20 protein-coding genes are annotated in these 17,028 nt (G+C 64.6%); 11 read left to right on the top strand and 9 right to left on the bottom strand.

The annotated features are described in order from the left end of the window. Positions 1–70: 70 nt before the first annotated feature. The 7 genes from leuD to ACFSQT_RS32960 all read left to right on the top strand — a co-directional run bounded on the left by leuD (position 71) and on the right by ACFSQT_RS32960 (position 5,581). Positions 71–676, top strand: a complete 606-nt coding sequence (leuD, locus tag ACFSQT_RS32990) for a 3-isopropylmalate dehydratase small subunit (protein WP_379025941.1) — start codon at positions 71–73, stop codon at positions 674–676. A gap of 65 nt (positions 677–741) precedes the next feature. Then, a complete protein-coding gene (locus ACFSQT_RS32985; protein WP_379025939.1) occupies positions 742–1,599 on the top strand; it encodes a hypothetical protein in 858 nt (285 codons plus the stop codon). A 314-nt stretch (positions 1,600–1,913) separates the two neighbouring features. Continuing rightward, the gene (locus ACFSQT_RS32980) at positions 1,914–2,843 is read left to right on the top strand and encodes a hypothetical protein (protein WP_379025937.1); all 930 of its coding nucleotides are present in this window, start codon (positions 1,914–1,916) and stop codon (positions 2,841–2,843) included. Between the two features lie 315 nt (positions 2,844–3,158). Then, positions 3,159–3,542 (top strand): RidA family protein, encoded by a 384-nt coding sequence (locus ACFSQT_RS32975; protein ID WP_379025935.1) that lies wholly within the window; start codon positions 3,159–3,161, stop codon positions 3,540–3,542. A gap of 13 nt (positions 3,543–3,555) precedes the next feature. Continuing rightward, entirely contained in the window at positions 3,556–3,906 is a 351-nt protein-coding gene (locus ACFSQT_RS32970; protein ID WP_379025933.1) for a VOC family protein, read from the top strand. Positions 3,907–3,990: 84 nt separating this feature from the next. Then, positions 3,991–5,094, top strand: a complete 1,104-nt coding sequence (gene leuB / locus ACFSQT_RS32965; protein WP_379025931.1) for a 3-isopropylmalate dehydrogenase — start codon at positions 3,991–3,993, stop codon at positions 5,092–5,094. Positions 5,095–5,098: 4 nt separating this feature from the next. Beyond that, positions 5,099–5,581: a GNAT family N-acetyltransferase gene (locus ACFSQT_RS32960; protein WP_379025929.1), complete on the top strand. Its 483-nt coding sequence runs from the start codon at positions 5,099–5,101 to the stop codon at positions 5,579–5,581. Here the strand turns inward: ACFSQT_RS32960 and ACFSQT_RS32955 are convergent. The 4 genes from ACFSQT_RS32955 to ACFSQT_RS32940 form a co-directional block, all read right to left on the bottom strand. Beyond that, entirely contained in the window at positions 5,571–5,789 is a 219-nt protein-coding gene (locus ACFSQT_RS32955; protein ID WP_465264374.1) for a DUF805 domain-containing protein, read from the bottom strand. The two genes, ACFSQT_RS32960 and ACFSQT_RS32955, sit on opposite strands and share 11 nt — an antisense overlap. Before the next feature lie 52 nt (positions 5,790–5,841). After that, positions 5,842–6,243 carry a DUF805 domain-containing protein gene (locus ACFSQT_RS32950; protein WP_379025927.1) on the bottom strand — a complete coding sequence of 134 codons (402 nt, stop codon included), beginning with the start codon at positions 6,241–6,243 and terminating at the stop codon, positions 5,842–5,844. Positions 6,244–6,315: 72 nt separating this feature from the next. Further along, a complete protein-coding gene (locus ACFSQT_RS32945; RefSeq protein WP_379025925.1) occupies positions 6,316–7,026 on the bottom strand; it encodes a DUF805 domain-containing protein in 711 nt (236 codons plus the stop codon). 643 nt (positions 7,027–7,669) lie between these two features. Continuing rightward, positions 7,670–9,541 carry a DEAD/DEAH box helicase gene (locus tag ACFSQT_RS32940; RefSeq protein ID WP_379025923.1) on the bottom strand — a complete coding sequence of 624 codons (1,872 nt, stop codon included), beginning with the start codon at positions 9,539–9,541 and terminating at the stop codon, positions 7,670–7,672. A gap of 467 nt (positions 9,542–10,008) precedes the next feature. On the opposite strand from ACFSQT_RS32940, the gene ACFSQT_RS32935 reads away from it, so the two are divergent. Then, entirely contained in the window at positions 10,009–11,043 is a 1,035-nt protein-coding gene (locus ACFSQT_RS32935; RefSeq protein WP_379025943.1) for an aspartate-semialdehyde dehydrogenase, read from the top strand. A 190-nt stretch (positions 11,044–11,233) separates the two neighbouring features. On the opposite strand, the gene ACFSQT_RS32930 is transcribed toward ACFSQT_RS32935, so the two are convergent. Further along, the gene (locus ACFSQT_RS32930) at positions 11,234–11,641 is read right to left on the bottom strand and encodes an ACT domain-containing protein (RefSeq protein ID WP_379025921.1); all 408 of its coding nucleotides are present in this window, start codon (positions 11,639–11,641) and stop codon (positions 11,234–11,236) included. 180 nt (positions 11,642–11,821) lie between these two features. Here ACFSQT_RS32930 and ACFSQT_RS32925 point away from each other — a divergent pair, with 180 nt between their 5' ends. The 3 genes from ACFSQT_RS32925 (at position 11,822) to ACFSQT_RS32915 (ending at position 13,879) form a co-directional block, all read left to right on the top strand. Next, positions 11,822–12,727 (top strand): bestrophin family protein, encoded by a 906-nt coding sequence (locus ACFSQT_RS32925; protein ID WP_379025919.1) that lies wholly within the window; start codon positions 11,822–11,824, stop codon positions 12,725–12,727. Positions 12,728–12,923: 196 nt separating this feature from the next. Beyond that, complete coding sequence (locus ACFSQT_RS32920) at positions 12,924–13,334, top strand: DoxX family protein (RefSeq protein WP_379025349.1); 411 nt, start codon at positions 12,924–12,926, stop codon at positions 13,332–13,334. A gap of 17 nt (positions 13,335–13,351) precedes the next feature. Next, the gene (locus tag ACFSQT_RS32915; RefSeq protein WP_379025351.1) at positions 13,352–13,879 is read left to right on the top strand and encodes an SRPBCC family protein; all 528 of its coding nucleotides are present in this window, start codon (positions 13,352–13,354) and stop codon (positions 13,877–13,879) included. A gap of 73 nt (positions 13,880–13,952) precedes the next feature. Here the strand turns inward: ACFSQT_RS32915 and rpsP are convergent, their stop codons facing one another. The 4 genes from rpsP to ACFSQT_RS32895 all read right to left on the bottom strand — a co-directional run. Then, positions 13,953–14,354, bottom strand: a complete 402-nt coding sequence (gene rpsP / locus ACFSQT_RS32910; protein WP_107651942.1) for a 30S ribosomal protein S16 — start codon at positions 14,352–14,354, stop codon at positions 13,953–13,955. 35 nt (positions 14,355–14,389) lie between these two features. Next, positions 14,390–14,716 carry a chorismate mutase gene (locus tag ACFSQT_RS32905; protein WP_379025354.1) on the bottom strand — a complete coding sequence of 109 codons (327 nt, stop codon included), beginning with the start codon at positions 14,714–14,716 and terminating at the stop codon, positions 14,390–14,392. A gap of 7 nt (positions 14,717–14,723) precedes the next feature. Next, positions 14,724–16,319, bottom strand: a complete 1,596-nt coding sequence (ffh, locus tag ACFSQT_RS32900; RefSeq protein WP_379025356.1) for a signal recognition particle protein — start codon at positions 16,317–16,319, stop codon at positions 14,724–14,726. Between the two features lie 507 nt (positions 16,320–16,826). Then, a partial coding sequence (locus tag ACFSQT_RS32895; protein ID WP_379025917.1) for a hypothetical protein occupies positions 16,827–17,028 on the bottom strand: 202 nt, incomplete at its 5' end.

The following is a 17,028-nucleotide window of genomic DNA, read 5'->3' as shown; positions in this document are numbered from 1 at the left end:
TATTTGCCCGCGGCTTTGTGTAAACCGTGCCTCAGCAAATTCCCCCGCAACGAAAACACGGGCAAAAGCCATGGAAAAATTCACCAAGCTCACCGGCGTCGCCGCTCCGATGCCGATCGTCAATGTCGACACCGACATGATCATCCCGAAGGATTATCTCAAGACGATCAAGCGCACCGGGCTCGGCACCGGCCTGTTCGCCGAAATGCGCTACAATGACGACGGTTCGGAAAATCCGGATTTCGTGCTCAACAAGCCGGCCTACCGCAAGGCGCAGATCCTGGTCGCCGGCGACAATTTCGGCTGCGGCTCGTCGCGCGAGCATGCGCCGTGGGCGCTGCTCGACTTCGGCATTCGCTGCGTCATCTCGACCTCGTTCGCCGACATTTTCTACAACAACTGCTTCAAGAACGGCGTGCTGCCGATCACCGTCAGCCCCGAGGATCTCGAGAAGCTGATGGACGACGCCTCGCGCGGCTCCAACGCCACTCTGTCGGTCGACCTCGAGGCCAAGGAAATTCGCGGCCCCGATGGCGGCGTGGTCGCGTTCGACCTCGACGACTTCAAGCGGCACTGCATGCTGAACGGTCTCGACGATATCGGCCTGACCATGGAGAAGGCCGGCGCCATCGCTTCGTTCGAGAAGAAGAACGCCGAACAGCGTCCATGGGCCTGAAACAAGCGGCCTGAACGGCAACGCCGCACCGACGGCAAGTCTTCGGGGTAGGACGGGGACTTGTCATGACACGTTCGCTTGTTGCCGGCGCCTGTGGCCTGGTGTTGATGCTGTTGCCGGCCACGAGCCTGTTCGCCCAACCGCCAGTCATCGACCAGCAGGCGCCGATCCCGTTCGAGGGTGGTCAATTCACCATCACCCAGCAGGAGGCGGACGGCGAAAAGGTGCTCGCTTACGACGGCCAGAGGCTGGCGAGCAACTATGACGTCTTCTTCGACAGGATCGTCGACATCGCCGGGGTCAAGGTGGCGCTGGTCGATGTCGGCGACGGCAACATCGACCATCTCTGCGCTCCTCCCGTGATGATCGCGTGGAAGCCGGAAGGCGGCCCGATCCAGGGCATCACGGTCGAGCAGGACGGATGCGGCGCGCCGGCGTCGGTAACCGACGATGTCATCTATTTCGTCCCCTATCTGCTGCCTGGCGCCTCGAAGCGCGCGATGCAATGGTCGCCCACCGACGGGCTGACGATTGCGGGCAATCTCACCTACATGCCGGATCCCGGCACCGGCTGGAAAGACGTCGACGCGTCGAAATACGAGGACATGATCGACGCCTTCCACAACGAGGCGGTCTACAGGGACGCCGCGGCCTTGCTCGGCGAGGACATGACCGTTCTGTCGGCCAGCTTCCTGGCCGCCGGCGGTACGAAAACAACCGCGTCCGGCATCGTCTACTTCGACGGCTGCGCGCCGCACAATTGCGGCGGCAATCACGGTTTCATGGCTGTCGACCCGACCAACCAAAAACTCTATTTCGCCCGCAGCGGCGGCAAGCCCAGGATGGACGCATGGCCGCCGGTGCAGACCTGGCCGGCCGAGGTCAAGGCGGCGCTGGACGAGGCATTTGGCACGCCGAACTAGGAGCGGTGTAAAGGCCGTTCTGTTGTGTCGCGATCCTTCCCACCCCCCTCTGCCCTGCCGGGCATCTCCCCCGCAAGGGGGGAGATTGGCAGCTTTGGCGCTCCGCCCGTCTCTGCAAGGTTGGTGATTGGCGAACTCATCGTTGGCAGCCGATCTCCCTCCTTGCGGGGGAGATGGCCGGCAGGCCAGAGGGGGTGCTGTCCCGCCGACGCAAAAGGTTATCCGCCCTTCAAAGCTCGCCGCCTTCTAGCGCGTGTGCCGCGGACTGGCGTTTCATTTCCGGCTGGCTATGATCCGACGAACGGAGGATCACCATGACACGTTCGCTTCTTGCCGGCGCCTGTGGGCTGGCGCTTCTTCTGCTGACCGGCGCTTATGCCCAGGCCCAGACGCAGACGCCGGCCGCGCAGTTGGCGCCATCGGCCGAGAAACCCGCCACCGATCAGGGCACGGGCGCCGCCGATGCTTCCGACGACGACAAGCAGGCGCCCGTACCGTTCGAGGGCGGCCAGCTGACCATCACCCAGCCGGAGCAGGACGGCGAGAAGGTGCTTGCCTATGATGGCCAGCAGCTGGCCAGCAATTATGACGTCTTCTTCGACAAAATCGTCGAGGTCGGCGGCGTCAAGGTGGCGCTGTTCGATGTCGGCGATGGCGGCAATCAATGCGGCCCGGCCACGGTGATCGTCTGGAAGCCGGAAGGCGGCACCATCCAGAGCACGACGGTCGAACAGGACGAGTGCGGCGCACCGCCATCGGCGGTGTCCGACAACGCCATCTATTTCGTGCCCTATCTGTTGCCGGGAGAGGAGAAGCCGGCTTTGCAATGGTCGCCGACCGAGGGGCTGACGACTTCAGGCAACCTGACCTACATGCCGGAACCCGGCACCGACTGGAAAGACATCGATCCGGAAAACTACCAGAACATCATCGACGCCTTCCACAACGAGGCGGTCTACAAGGCGGCCGAGGCTCTGCTCGGCAAGGACATGCCCGACATGGCGACCAGCCTGCTGGTCGGCGGCGGCACGGAAAAGACCGCGTCCGGCGCCTTCTATGCCAGCGGTTGCGTGCCGCATGACTGCGGCGGCAATGACGGCTTCATGGCGGTCGACCCGGCGAAGCACAAACTCTATTTCGCCCGCCGCGGCGACAATGGCCAGCCGAACGCCTGGCCGGCGGTGGCGACATGGCCGGCCGACGTGAAGGAGGCATTGGACAAGGCGCTGGGGTCGGCGAACTAGGGCGGCCCCGCGCTTTCGTCATCCACGGGCGGAGCGACGTGCAGCGGAGCGCAGACCCGAGGATCCATGCCGCGACCGCCGTCGAAGGGTGCAACGGAGCAGAATTCTGCACCGCTGCAACGCCTTGAGGTCGCGGAATGGATCCTATGGTCTGCGCTGCGTCGCTACGCTCCTTGCTTCGCCATAGGATGACGACGGGAGGGAGCCTCCGGCTAATCTCCGCGGCCGCGTCGTGACAATGGTCCGCCCTGCTTGGCCCACGACCCGCGCCGCTCCGCCTGCTAGACGCAGGCCCATGATCCAAGGAGGACCCCCATGCGAAAACTGATCTCCACCGGCTCGCCATTTGAAAAGACCGCCGGCTATTCGCGTGCCGTGGTGCAGGGCGACTGGTGTTTCGTGTCCGGAACGACCGGCTATGACTATGCGACGATGACGATGCCGGAGACGGTCGAGGCGCAGACACGCAATTGCCTGGCGACCATCGGCAAGGCGCTGCAGGACGGCGGCTTCGAGATGGCCGACGTGGTGCGGGCGCACTACTACGTCACCGATCAGGCCTTCGTCGACATCGTCTTCCCGATCCTGGGCGAGACGTTCGGCGCCATCAGGCCGGCGGCGACGATGATCGTGTGCCAGCTCAACAAGCCGGAAATGAAGATCGAGATCGAGGTGACGGCGTTGCGGCGCACGGCATGAAAGGCGGCAGACGATGAAAGTCAGGCGCATCGTTGCCAACATCGAGACATCTGATATCGCGGCGGCGAAGCGCTTCTACCAGGACGTGCTCGGCCTCGACGTGCTCATGGACCATGGCTGGATCGCGACCTTGGGCTCGCAGGAAAAGATGGACGTCCAGATCAGCTTCGCCGCCGAGGGCGGCTCCGGCTCGCCGGTGCCGGATCTGTCGATCGAGGTCGACGATGTCGATGCGGCGCTCGACGCCATGAAGAGCGCCGGCTTCGCCATCGAATACGGCCCGGCCGACGAGCCCTGGGGCGTACGGCGCTTCTATGTGCGCGATCCGTTCGGCCGGCTGGTCAACATTCTCTCGCATAGGTGAATGCGGTTGTGACACGCAGGCTTGCGCGCCGGGCGCTGGGCGTTTAGCAAGGCCGCGGTTCAAATCTTTCCGGGACGGTTCTCCATGGCAACGAAGCATCTTTTCCTGCTCGCCGGCGACGGCATCGGTCCGGAGGCGATGGCCGAGGTCAAGAAGCTGATATCAGCCATGAACGACAAGCTCGGCAGCGGCTTTGCCACCGATGAAGGTCTGGTCGGCGGCTGCGCCTACGATGCGCATGGCGCGGCGATTTCCGATGCCGACATGGACAAGGCGATGGCCGCCGACGCGGTGCTGTTCGGCGCCGTCGGCGGGCCGAAATGGGATGCCGTGCCCTATGAGGTGCGCCCCGAAGCCGGCCTGCTGCGCCTGCGCAAGGACATGGAGCTGTTCGCCAATCTGCGCCCCGCCATCTGCTATCCGGCGCTGGCGGCATCCTCGTCGCTCAAGCAGGAGGTGGTCGAAGGGCTCGACATATTGATCGTGCGCGAGCTGACCGGCGGCGTCTATTTCGGCGAGCCGAAGCAGATCATCGACCTCGGCAATGGCCAGAAGCGCGGCATCGACACCCAGGTCTACGACACGTTCGAGATCGAGCGCATTTCGGGCGTCGCGTTCGAGCTGGCGCGCACGCGCAAGAACCATGTCACCTCGATGGAAAAGCGCAACGTGATGAAGTCGGGCGTGCTGTGGAACGAGGTCGTCACCCAGACCCACAAGGCGCGTTACTCTGACGTCAAGCTCGATCACATGCTGGCCGATGCCGGCGGCATGCAGCTGGTGCGCTGGCCCAAGCAGTTCGACGTCATCGTCACCGACAATCTGTTCGGCGACATGCTGTCCGACATCGCCGCCATGCTGACCGGCTCGATCGGCATGCTGCCGTCGGCTTCGCTCGGCGCGCCGGATGTGAAGACCAAGAAGCGAAAGGCGCTCTATGAGCCGGTGCACGGCTCGGCGCCCGACATTGCCGGCAAGGGCATCGCCAACCCAATCGCCATGATCGCCTCGTTCGCCATGTGCCTGCGCTATTCCTTCGGCATGGTCGAGGAAGCCGACCGTGTGGAAGCCGCGATCGCGGCCGTGCTCGACCAAGGCTTGCGCACCAAGGACATCCTGTCCGAGGGCATGACCGAGGTCGGCACCGTGGAGATGGGCGACGCGATCATCGCCAAATTCCTCGGCTGATCGCGTGGCGGTCGACGTCCGTTGGGCGACGATCGAGGACGCGACGGCGCTCGCCACCATGCTGTGCGAGATGGCCGTGCACTACCGCCAGCCGCCGCTTGGCCATGAGCGGGCCTTGTCGGCGGCGCGGAAATGGCTCGGCGAGGAAAGCCCGGCCTATCCGCATTTCGCGCTGGCCTTCGTCAAGGGCGAGGTCGGCGGCCTGGCGTCGGTGGCGATCGCGCATCCCGGCATCGATCTCGAGCGGTTGCTGTTCCTCAAGGACCTGTTCGTGCGTGACAAGGCTCGCAGCGCCGGTGTCGGCCGGGCCCTGATCGGCTTTCTCGCCGGCCATTGCCGGCGCCATGGCATCGGCCGTATCGACCTGACCACCGAAGACTGGAACGAGGGCGCGCTGCGGTTCTACGACCGGCTCGGCGCCGAGCGCCATGGCCAAAAGGTTTTTCTCAGGCTTTCGGGCGAAGCGCTGAAGGCGGCTAAACCCTGATGCCCGCTGGCACCCGCCCCCAGGGGTTGTCGCCCACCTGAGACGGCATAAATCCGAAGGCCAGCAAGGCAATGCTGCTAATGGGCGGCATGAAGCAGAGCAGGGCAAACCAGCCGCTCAGACCGGCGTCATGCACACGCCGCACGACGAGCGCAATCGATGGCAGGATCAATCCCAAAATGAAAACCAGGAGGGGTATGAATACTATGAACCCTATCGGCGTCCTGTCTGTGTTGGTTTCGAAGCCGTTGATCGCCAGGTCAACGAGTATTCCGAAGCCCTAAGAGTGCGAATATCCCAAGGGTGTAGAATAGCCAGAAGGCCCAGAATTCCTTGCGACGGGCACGTCCGTTGAAATTGCTGTAGTCCGCAATCACCGCGCGCCAGAAGTAAGCCCACAGCCCTGTGGAGTAGGCGGGCCGGCTTCGGGTAGAACGTTCGGTCTGCCGCGGCCGAGCGGTGCCTGGCACCGGTACGCTTGACGCGACGGCGACTATGTTGTGGGCCGTGCCGTCGTCCGGTTGGAACTCAACAAGAGTGCCCCTGACAAGGGTCTCCTGCTGGCTCAAATCATCGTGGGAAAAGATATAGCGCTTGGCGTCGACCCCGTTGATGTAGCCGTAGTCCTGATCCTGGTCGTAGTGGAACACCGTGCCGCGCATGCCCTGCCCCTTTCTCATTGCGTCGCGCAAATACTACTCAGGGTTGTTCATAATTGCAATACAAACGTCAGGCTACGTCCGGATACCCGCCGGCACCGGTCCCCACTGGTTTTCCCGGGCCTGTGTCGGAATCAGCGCGAAGACCAGGATGATCAGGCTGCCGATGGTGGGGATGAGGATCACCAGACAGAGCCAACCCGACAGGCCTATGTCGTGCAGCCGGCGCACGATCATGCCGAGGCTGGGCAGAAATGTCGCGAGCAGGAAGGTGCCGCACAGGCCAACGGTCACCGCCGCGGATACGTCGCTGTCGAAATTGCCCATATCCGTATCGGTGAACAGGCCGATGCCGCCGATGATCAGCAGGCAAACCGTCCAGAACAGGCAGTAGCCCCAATATTCCTTGCGCCGCGCGCGGCCGGCGAAGTTGAAGTAGTTCCGCGTCACACCGCGCCAGAAATAGCCCCACAAATCGGTGGGCTCGGCAGGCTCGGAGGCGCGACCGAAATGCTGGGCCTGACGTGCACCGGCGGCAGCCGGTTTGCCGGCTTGAGGCTGCGCGGCGCTCGTGCCGGCGTCGGCGGCGGGGGCTGCGGTCTGGGCGGCGATCGAAAAGACGTCGCGCGCCTGCCCGCCGCCCGGCTGGAACTCGACGGCCGTGCCGTTGGGCATGGCGGTTTCCCGGCGCAGGTTCTCACGGGTGAAGGTGTAGCGGTTGCCGTCGGCTCCGGTGATGAAGCCGAAGCCCTGCTCCTCGTCATAGTGAAGCACTTCGCCGCGCATATGCCACCCCCGCTCGCCATTCGCGCCCCGACCCAGACTGTTCAAAGTTTCGGCAGATCGCAAGGGGCGCCATGAAAATGCGTGGCTATACGGCGGCGCAGAACCTTGCGGGACGCTGGCGGGACAGCACCCCCCTCTGGCCTGCCGGACCCGGCCCTTCGCTGTCGCTCCGGCGTTCGTTGTTCGGAAAGCCAAGCCGTTGGCTTTCCGTCCGCTGCGCGGACCACGCCTCACCCCCCGCAAGGAGGGAGATTCATCTCTGCTTTCGCCAATCGTCAACGTCGCAAGATGAGCGGTGCGAGTGAAGCTGCCGATCTCCCCTTGCGGGCAGGGCAATCGCATATGGCGCTCCCCCACTCCGTCTCGGCTTCGCCGAGCCACCTCTCCCCCCACATTCGTGGGGGGAGAGGAAATGCCAACCGCCGAGGTCGCAGCCTTGAAAGGCTTGGGTTCCTCTCCCCCATGGACATGGGGGAGAGGTGGCCGCGCAGCGGCCGGAGTGGGGGGCTGGCGCTGCCTATGCGATTGCCCTGTCCTCGAGGGGGAGGATGTCCGGCGCGACAGAGGGGGTGGGGAAGGATCGCTACAGAACGAAATTCTCTTCTGCGCCGCTGAAAGGCGCTGCCGACGCTTCGCTATGGCGTTAGCTTGGCCGCTTCTTCGCCTTCTTGTGCTTCGGCGCGCCGGTGTTTTCGAATTTCGGCTTGCCAGGCTTTTTTGCCCACGGCTTTGCCTCGAATGCGGCGGGGCGCTGATCAGCCGATGCCGGTGCCGGTGCGCGCTTCTCGAATTTGCGCTTCGGCGCGTTCGGATCGAACGGCGCCTTGCCGCGATGCGGTTTCTTGTCCGGCGGCTGATGGCCGGCCCGCGACAAATCGGGTGCGCCGTCCAGCTGCTTCACCAAAATGTTGTTCTGCAATTTGCGGTCGGGACCGATCGCCGCCAGGAAGCGGTCGGCCCAGTCGGCCGCGATCTGCACGAAGGTCTCTTCCGGCTGCATCTTGATGGCGCCGATCTCGCGCTTGCTGATGCTGCCGGCGCGGCACAGCATCGGGATCAGCCAGCGCGGTTCGGCGTTCTGCCGGCGGCCGATCGACAACGAGAACCAGACGCTGGCACCGAAATCGTCGCGGCGGCTGGGCGCCTCGTCGCGGCGTGCGAAGTTTTCGCCCGCCGGTCTTTCACGCGATGGCGTGAACGGCGCGACGTCGAGAAGATCCTCCGGCGCCGAGCGGCTGGAACGGCACAGGCGCACGAAGGCGGCGGCGACCTGTTCGGCGCCATGCTTGTCGAGAAGCTCGCCGATGAAGCCGCGTTCCTCATCCTTCACCGGTTCGCTGAAGGCGGGGTCGGCAAGGATGCGCTCGTCGTCGCGGCGCAACACGTCGTCGGCCGAAGGCGGGCTTGCCCATGTCGCCCTGAGCCCGGCGTTCTGCAACAGCCGTTCGGTGCGCTTGCGGGCGCTGTTGGGCACGATCAGCGCGCTGACGCCCTTGCGCCCGGCGCGGCCGGTGCGGCCGCTGCGGTGCAGCAGCGTTTCCGGATTGGTCGGCAGGTCGGCATGGATCACCAGTTCGAGGTTAGGCAGGTCGATGCCGCGCGCCGCGACATCGGTGGCGATGCAGACCTTGGCGCGGCCGTCGCGCATGGCCTGCAGCGCATGGCTGCGCTCGTTCTGGCTGAGTTCACCCGACAGTGCGACGACGGAAAAGTTGCGGTTGTTGAAGCGCGCGGTCAGATGGTTGACGGCGGCGCGGGTGTTGCAGAACACCAGCGCGTTCTTGGCCTCATAAAAACGCAGCACGTTGATGATGGCGTTCTCGCGGTCGGCCTGGGCAACGCTCAGCGCCCGGTATTCGATGTCGAGATGCTGCTTTTCCTCGCCGGCGGCCGAGATGCGCACGGCATCGCGCTGGTAGCCTTGGGCGAGCGTGGCGATCGAGCGCGGCACTGTGGCCGAGAACATCAGCGTGCGGCGCTCGGAGGGGGCTGCGTCGAGGATGAATTCGAGGTCCTCGCGAAAGCCGAGATCGAGCATCTCGTCGGCTTCGTCGAGCACCACGGCCTTGAGCGCCGACATGTCGAGCGAGTGGCGGGTGATGTGGTCACGCAGGCGGCCGGGCGTGCCGACGACGATGTGGGCGCCGCGCTCCAGCGCGCGCCGCTCGGTGCGCATATCCATGCCGCCGACGCAGGACGCCACCGTGGCGCCGGTCAGCTCGTAGAGCCATTCCAACTCGCGCGTCACCTGCAGCGCCAGCTCGCGTGTCGGCGCCACCGCCAGCGCCAGCGGCGCCGCGGCGTGGCCGAAGCGCTCCGCGTCGCCCAGCAGGGTCGGCGCCAAGGCGAGGCCGAAGGCGACGGTTTTGCCGGAGCCGGTCTGCGCCGACACCAGCGCATCGGCCTGCCCGAGTTCGGGGGCCAGAACCGCCTTCTGCACCGGCGTCAGTTCGGAATAGCCGCGTTTTTCCAGCGCCTTTGCCAGCGCTGGAACAATAGCTTCGAAGTTGGACATCTTGCTCTTTCGGAATTCAGGGTCTGCGCTCGTCATCGAGCACGTGCCGGGGCTGGCGTCGCGCCAGCCAAACAATCTTGGCCGTTCGTACTTCCTGCCGCCTCTCTTGTACAGGGAAAGTGGTACCGGGCTTCCCTTCCCCCTTGTGGTAGAAGGGGGGTCGCTCGGCGATTGACTCTTGACGCAAACCGCGTAAAAGCCGGCACCGAACAGGACAGTTTCGATGCGCGGCCTTTTGATGGCGGTTCTTGCATTCGATTTCCCTGGCCACAATGCAAATCATTGGGCCGGGCGCGTTGTCGCGTCTTCTCGTTCAACCAAAACCATGGCCAAAACCACCACCAAAACGGTGTGATTCCCTTGGCCTAACCACCCTCTCCCGGGTCCGGCCCGGGGGACGGAACCCGCATTGGCCGGCGGGTTTTCTCCAAAAACCGAGCGGAGAGGGACAGGAGATCTTTATGAGTATGAGTTTCAAGGTTGCGATCGTCGGCGCCACGGGCAATGTGGGCCGGGAAATGCTCAACATATTGGAAGAGCGCGGCTTTCCGGTGAGCGAAGTGGTGGCGCTGGCCTCGCGGCGCAGCCAGGGCACCGAAGTGTCGTTCGGCGACCGTACGCTGAAGGTCAGGGCGCTCGACCAATATGATTTTTCCGACACCGACATCTGCATCATGTCGGCCGGCGGCAACGTCTCCAAGGAATGGTCGCCCAAGATCGGCAAGCAGGGCTGCGTCGTCATCGATAATTCGTCGGCCTTCCGCTACGATCAGGACGTGCCGCTGATCGTGCCGGAAGTGAACCCGGACGCGATCTCGCTGTTCACGCGCAAGAACATCATCGCCAACCCGAACTGCTCGACCGCGCAGCTGGTGGTGGCGCTGAAGCCGCTGCATGATTTCGCCACCATCAAGCGCGTCGTCGTCGCCACCTACCAGTCGGTGTCGGGCGCCGGCAAGGAAGGCATGGACGAGCTGTTCACGCAGACGCGCGCCGTGTTCGTCGCCGACCAGGTCGACGTCAAGAAGTTCACCAAGCGCATCGCCTTCAACGTCATCCCGCATATCGACGTCTTCCTCGACGACGGCTTCACCAAGGAAGAGTGGAAGATGGTCGCCGAGACCAAGAAGATGCTCGACCCCAAGATCAAGCTGACGGCGACCTGCGTGCGCGTGCCGGTGTTCATCGGCCATTCGGAAGCGGTCAACATCGAGTTCGAGAAGCCGATCACCGCTGACGAGGCGCGCGATATCCTGCGCGAGGCGCCGGGCTGCCAGGTCTTGGACAAGCGCGAAGACGGCGGCTACATCACGCCGCTGGAATCGGCCGGCGAGGACGCCACCTTCATCTCGCGCATCCGCGAGGATTCGACCATCGACAACGGCCTGTCGATGTGGATCGTCTCCGACAATCTGCGCAAGGGCGCCGCACTCAACGCGGTGCAGATCGCCGAGCTGCTGGTCGAGCGCGGCCTGATTCAGCCGAAGAAGAAGGCGGCCTGACGGCCTTTCAGGTTCGCTCACGGGCCGTATCGCCGCTGCCGCGGCTGGCCCTCCGCGGGGGCGCCGGAAAACCGGCGGCCCGCGGTCGCGGGCTCGGCCTTTGGCCGGTGGTGGCGCTGAGGTTTGCGAAGGTGTCAATGAAGGCAGATCTCCTCCACACGGGGGAGATCGGCAGCTTCGGTCGATCCCGCTACACTCTGTTCTCCCTTGCCATTTCCACCAGCAGCTCCAGCGCCTCCTCCGTCCGGTCGGCGGGGACGAACAGGTGGTCGTGGTAGAAAGCCGAGACCGGATTGACGCCCATGCCGGCGGCGGCCAGCCGCGTGGTGATGGCGGCGAGGAAGCCGACGGCTTCCAGCGACGAATGGATGTTCAGCGTCACCATCCGGCAGCGGAACGCGGCAGTCAGCCCCGCTGCCATCGCCGCCTCCTCCGTCACGATCAGCGTCACGCCCTCGCGCTCGCGAAAGGTCATCACCGGATCAAGGCCTTGCGGCTGGGCGAAGCCAGGCGCCAGCGTAATGAAAACGTAGGTGCCGGCGAGCAGTTCCGGCGTCATCGATGCCAGCAGGGTCTTCAGATCGGTCTCGCCGGTCATTTTTCCTCTCTCGGCTGATGCAGGGTTCTTCAATATCCGCCACCGAAGGATGCCGATAATCCGGTGCCGGCACGGCTGCACGCACGACATGGCGATGTCGCTGGCGGCTGGGCTTGCCGGCCTGTTGCCTCGCACAATAGCGAGGCTGAGGACCGATGCCGGTCCGTGAAAGGCTTGTCGATGATCGTTCGCCCGCGCCCCACCTTCCTGCAGCTGTTCTTCGTCATGCGCGGCTCGGTGGTGCCGCGCATCCTGCCGCAGATCCTGGGTTTTGCGCTCTATTCCGCGGTCATCCTTGCCGTGGCGCGCCAGTTCCATCTCGATTTCAGCGTCTTCAACATCGCGCCTTTCGGTCTGGTCGGCGTGACGTTGTCGATCTATCTGTCGTTCCGCAACAACGCCGCCTACGACCGCTGGTGGGAGGCGCGCAAGCTGTGGGGCACGCTGGTCTTCGAAATCCGCAATCTGGCGCGCGCCACCACCAGCCTGATCGCCGATCCGGCCGAACAGCGCGCTTTGCTGATGGAGGCGCTTGCCTTCTGCCACTTCCTGCGCGGCCAGTTGCGCAAGATCGACAGCCTGAAAGACGCCCGCGCCTTCGTCGCCGCCGAGGCGGACACGGCGGCAAATTTCGCCAATCCGGCGGACGAAATGGTCAGGCGCATGGGCCGGCGCGCCAACGCGCAGCGCCGGGTCGGCGGGATCGACTCGACCGGCTTCCGCATTCTCGATGAAAGGCTGGCATCGATCACCGCCATCCAGGCCGGCTGCGAGCGGATCGCCGGCACGCCCTTGCCCTTCGCCTATACGCTTTTGGTGCACCGCACGGCCTACATCGTCTGCCTGCTTCTGCCCATCGGCCTGATCTCGAGCACCGGCTGGGCGACGCCGCTGTTCACCGCGCTGATCGCCTACACCTTCTTCGGCCTCGACGCGCTTTCCGAAGAACTCGAGGATCCGTTCGGCACCGAGGCCAACGACCTCGCCCTCGATGGTCTGTGCCGTGTCTGCGAGATCTCGGTGTTCGAAGCGCTGGGCGAGACGCCGCCGAAAATGCTGCCAGCCGAGAAGTTCTATTTTTCGTAGGTGCTCGGCTATCTGCGCGCCTCCGCGTCGCAGAACTGCGAGCGTTGGAGGGACGAGGGGGCGCGAAGGATCGCGACAGAACGGCTCTGCTGCCACCCGACACCAAAAAGAATCCGCCCCCTGTCGGATCGCCGCCTCATGCCGCGTCCTTGGTTCGACCCCAGCGAAAGGGCTCGAAACATCGGGAGGAAACACCATGAGCATTTCCGAAACCGCGCCCGTCTCGACGGGCGCCCTGTGGACCGGCCGCGCCCTCAGCGGCATCATCGTGCTGTTCATGATCTTCGACGGCGTCATCAAATTGCCGCCGCTCGACATCGTCACCCAGGCGATGGTGCCGCTTGGTTGGCCGGCTGACGCGAATGTCGCGCGCATGCTCGGCGTCATCGGCCTGATATCGACCGCGCTCTACGGCTTGCCGCGCACCTCGGTGCTCGGCGCCATCCTGCTCACCGCCTATATGGGCGGCGCCATCGCCACCAATGTGCGTGTCGACAACCCGCTGTTCTCGCACACACTGTTCGGCGTCTATCTCGGCGGCATCCTGTGGGGCGGCCTGTATCTGCGCGACCCCCGGGTGCGCGCACTGATCCCGCTCAGCCGATAGACACGAAGGACAGAAAAATGTTCAGCACCATCCTCATCATCCTGGTCGTCATCATCGCCGCGGTGCTCATCTACGCCGCGACACGGCCTGATGATTTCGTCGTCACCCGCTCGGCCAATATCAAGGCGCCGCCGGAAGCGATCTTCCCGCTGATCAACGATTTCAGCCGCTGGCCGACATGGTCGCCTTACGAAAAGCTCGACCCTCAGATGAAGCGCACGCTCTCCGGCGCGACAAGCGGCAAGGGCGCGGCGTATGCCTGGGAAGGCAACGCCAAGGCCGGCAAGGGACGCATGGAGGTCACGAATTCGGTGCCGTCCTCGCTGGTGTCGCTCAAGCTCGATTTCGAGAAGCCGTTCAGGGCCAACAACAGCGTCGACTTCACCCTGACGGCTTCCGGCGACAACACCGCCGTCACCTGGGCGATGCGCGGCAGCCGGCCCTTCATCGCCAAGCTGATGGGCCTGTTCATGAACTTCGACACGCTGATCGGCAAGGATTTCGAGGCGGGCCTCGCCAATCTGAAGCGCCTCGGCGAGGAATAGGCTCGTCGGGCGGCGTTCAAACAAAAACGGCAGGCACAGAGCCCGCCGTTTTCGTGACTGCGATAGGGCAAAATTATTCGGCGGTGGCGGCTTCCGCCTCGGCCGGTGCGGCTGCGGCGGCCGCGACAGCGGCGGCAGCGTCTTCCTGCGCCTTCTTCAGCAAGGCAGCGCGTTCCTGCGCCTTCTTGCCCGGCTCGGCCTTCTTCGGGTTGGAGCGGGCGTCGCGCTTGGCAAGGCCGGCCTCGTCGAGGAAGCGCAGCACGCGGTCGGTCGGCTGGGCGCCGTGCGACAGCCAATGCTTGACGCGGTCGGCGTCGACCTTGACGCGCTCGCCGTCCTTGGGCAGCAGCGGGTTCCACGAGCCGAGCGACTCGATGAAACGGCCGTCGCGGGGCGAACGGGCGTCGGCGACGACGACGTGGTAGTAAGGACGCTTCTTCGAGCCCGCGCGGGCCAGTCGGATCTTCAATGGCATTTCTTTTCTCCTAAAAATTCTGATTTCGTTGGGTTTCAGTTGGTTTTGGTCACACCGTTGGTGGCGGCGATCTGTTCGTGGTGGCGGATCACTTCGCGGACGACGAAATTGAGGAATTTTTCCGCGAAATCCGGGTCGAGATGCGCATCCTTCGCCAGCTGGCGAAGGCGGGCGATCTGCTGCTGCTCGCGCGCCGGGTCGGCCGGCGGCAGGCCATGCGTCGCCTTCAGCACGCCAACCGCCTTGGTGCAGCGGAAGCGCTCGGCCAGCATGTGGATGAGGGCTGCGTCGATGTTGTCGATCGAGGCGCGATAGTCGGCCAGGATGGTGCGTGCGTCGGCCATGTCCTTTTCTTCGTTCATAGCGTCCTCACTTCTTCTTGCCGAGGCCGGGCAGTCCGCCGCCGCCCAGGCCGGGAAGACCCGGAAGCTTCATGCCGCCGGGCAGACCGGGCAGGCCACCGCCGCCTGGAAGGCCGCCGGGCAGGCTCTTCATGCCGCCGAGGCCGGCCGCTTGCGCCTGCTTCTGCAGGGCTTCGAGCTGCTTGGGGTCCATCTTCGACAGGTCGGGCATGCCGCCGCCCATGCCGCCCGGCATCATGCCGCCGAGACCCATCTTGGAGGCAAGGCCGCCCATCATGCCGCGCATCAGGCCGCCGCCTTTGCCCTTGCCGCCCATTGCCTTCATCATGTCGGCCATGCCGCGATGCATCTTCAACAGCTTGTTGATCTCGGCGGCGTCGGTGCCGGAACCGGCGGCGATGCGCTTCTTGCGCGAGTGCTTGAGGATATCGGGGTTGGCGCGCTCGGCCTTGGTCATCGACGAGATGATGGCAAGCTGGCGGCCGAACATCTTGTCGTCGAGACCGGCGGCGGCCATCTGGTCCTTCATCTTGCCCATGCCAGGCATCATGCCCATGATGCCGCCCATGCCGCCCATCTTCGACATCTGCTGAAGCTGGCCGGCGAGGTCGTTCAGGTCGAACTTGCCCGACTGCATCTTTTTGGCCATCGCCGCCGCCTGCTCGGCGTCGATGTTCTCGGCTGCCTTTTCGACCAGCGAGACGATGTCGCCCATGCCGAGGATACGATCGGCGATGCGCTTGGGGTGGAATTCCTCCAGCCCGTCCATCTTTTCGCCGGTGCCGATCAGCTTGATCGGCTTGCCGGTGACGGCGCGCATGGAAAGGGCGGCACCGCCACGGCCGTCGCCGTCCATGCGGGTCAGCACCAGACCGGTGATGCCGACGCGCTCGTCGAAGCTCTTGGCCAGGTTGACGGCGTCCTGGCCGGTCAGCGAGTCGGCGACCAGCAGGATTTCGTGCGGGTTCGACACCTTCTTGATGTCGGCCATCTCGACCATCAGCGGCTCGTCGATATGGGTGCGGCCAGCGGTGTCGAGGATGACGATGTCGTGGCCACCGAGCTTGGCCGCCTGGACGGCGCGCCGCGCGATGTCGACCGGCGACTGGCCGTCGATGATCGGCAGCGTCGCCACCTTGACCTGCTCGCCGAGCTGGCGGAGCTGCTCCTGCGCGGCGGGGCGCCGCGTGTCGAGCGAGGCCATCAGGACTTTCTTGTTCTGACGCTCGGAAAGGCGCTTGGCGATCTTGGCCGAAGTGGTCGTCTTGCCGGAGCCCTGCAGGCCGACCATCATGATGACGACCGGCGCCGGCGCATTGAGGTCGATGGCGACGCCTTCGGCGCCGAGCATCTCGACCAGCTCGTCATGGACGATCTTGACGACCATCTGGCCGGGCTTGATCGACTTGACCACGGCGGCGCCGACCGCCTTCTCGCGCACCTTGTCGGTGAAGGAGCGCACCACTTCCAGCGCCACGTCGGCTTCGAGCAGCGCACGGCGCACCTCGCGCAGCGCGGCCGAGACATCAGCCTCCGACAGCGCGCCGCGGCCGGTCAGGCCGTTCAGGATGGAGCCAAGGCGCTCCTGAAGCGATTCAAACATCGATCTTCCTTCAATCTCGGTTCGGGGTCGAACCGAGAGGTAATGCGTTCGCGCCAGGTCGCCAAGCAAAAGCCAAAACCAAAAAGCACCCGGGGGCGCTCAGCGCTGCCGGGTGTTGGCCTCCAGGATCGATTTACAGCACTTCACCTCAAAGAGGTTTTCGGCGTCCTGGTCGGCTTGCTCGGAGGGATACTCGTCGCGGAATTCGTGGGGTGTAGACAGGAAAATGGCCGCAGAGTCAAGACAAGGCCTGGGTGGCCCCGTGCCAATCGCGTGGCGCCGAGCAGACATCAATTCGCGCCGCTCGCTTCCGAACTGGTCGGCCGTACCCTTCAGAGGCGAGCGCGGATGACCAGGGTCAGCAACACAACGTCAGCAGGCTGCAAGACGCTGCCGATCTAAGCGATGAGTTACCGCATACCTGAAGCTGGTCAGCCCGGCCCTTCAGCGGCTCGGCGTCTGACAAGCGAACGGTAATTGTAGCTACTGATCTGGTGCGAGGATCAGTCAGGAACGCTGCTTCAGATTGTTGCCGAGATGGCGCGAGTGCAGCCCGAGATGCCGGTGGCAATAGACCACAAGCGTCAAAGCAGGGCCTCCGAAAGCGGCGAACAGAGGCCAGCTAGACAGCAGAGCGTTGATGCCGGCCGACGCGGCTGTTGCTCCAATGCAGCGAGGTGACCAGCAGCGCCGCAGCAGCGCCCAGATG

The sequence above is a fragment of the Mesorhizobium calcicola genome (assembly GCF_042682105.1).
GTDB classification, from domain to species: Bacteria; Pseudomonadota; Alphaproteobacteria; order Rhizobiales; family Rhizobiaceae; genus Mesorhizobium; species Mesorhizobium calcicola.
The sequence above is the reverse complement of the archived record's forward strand: the minus strand, read 5'-3'. Positions and strand labels throughout refer to the sequence as shown.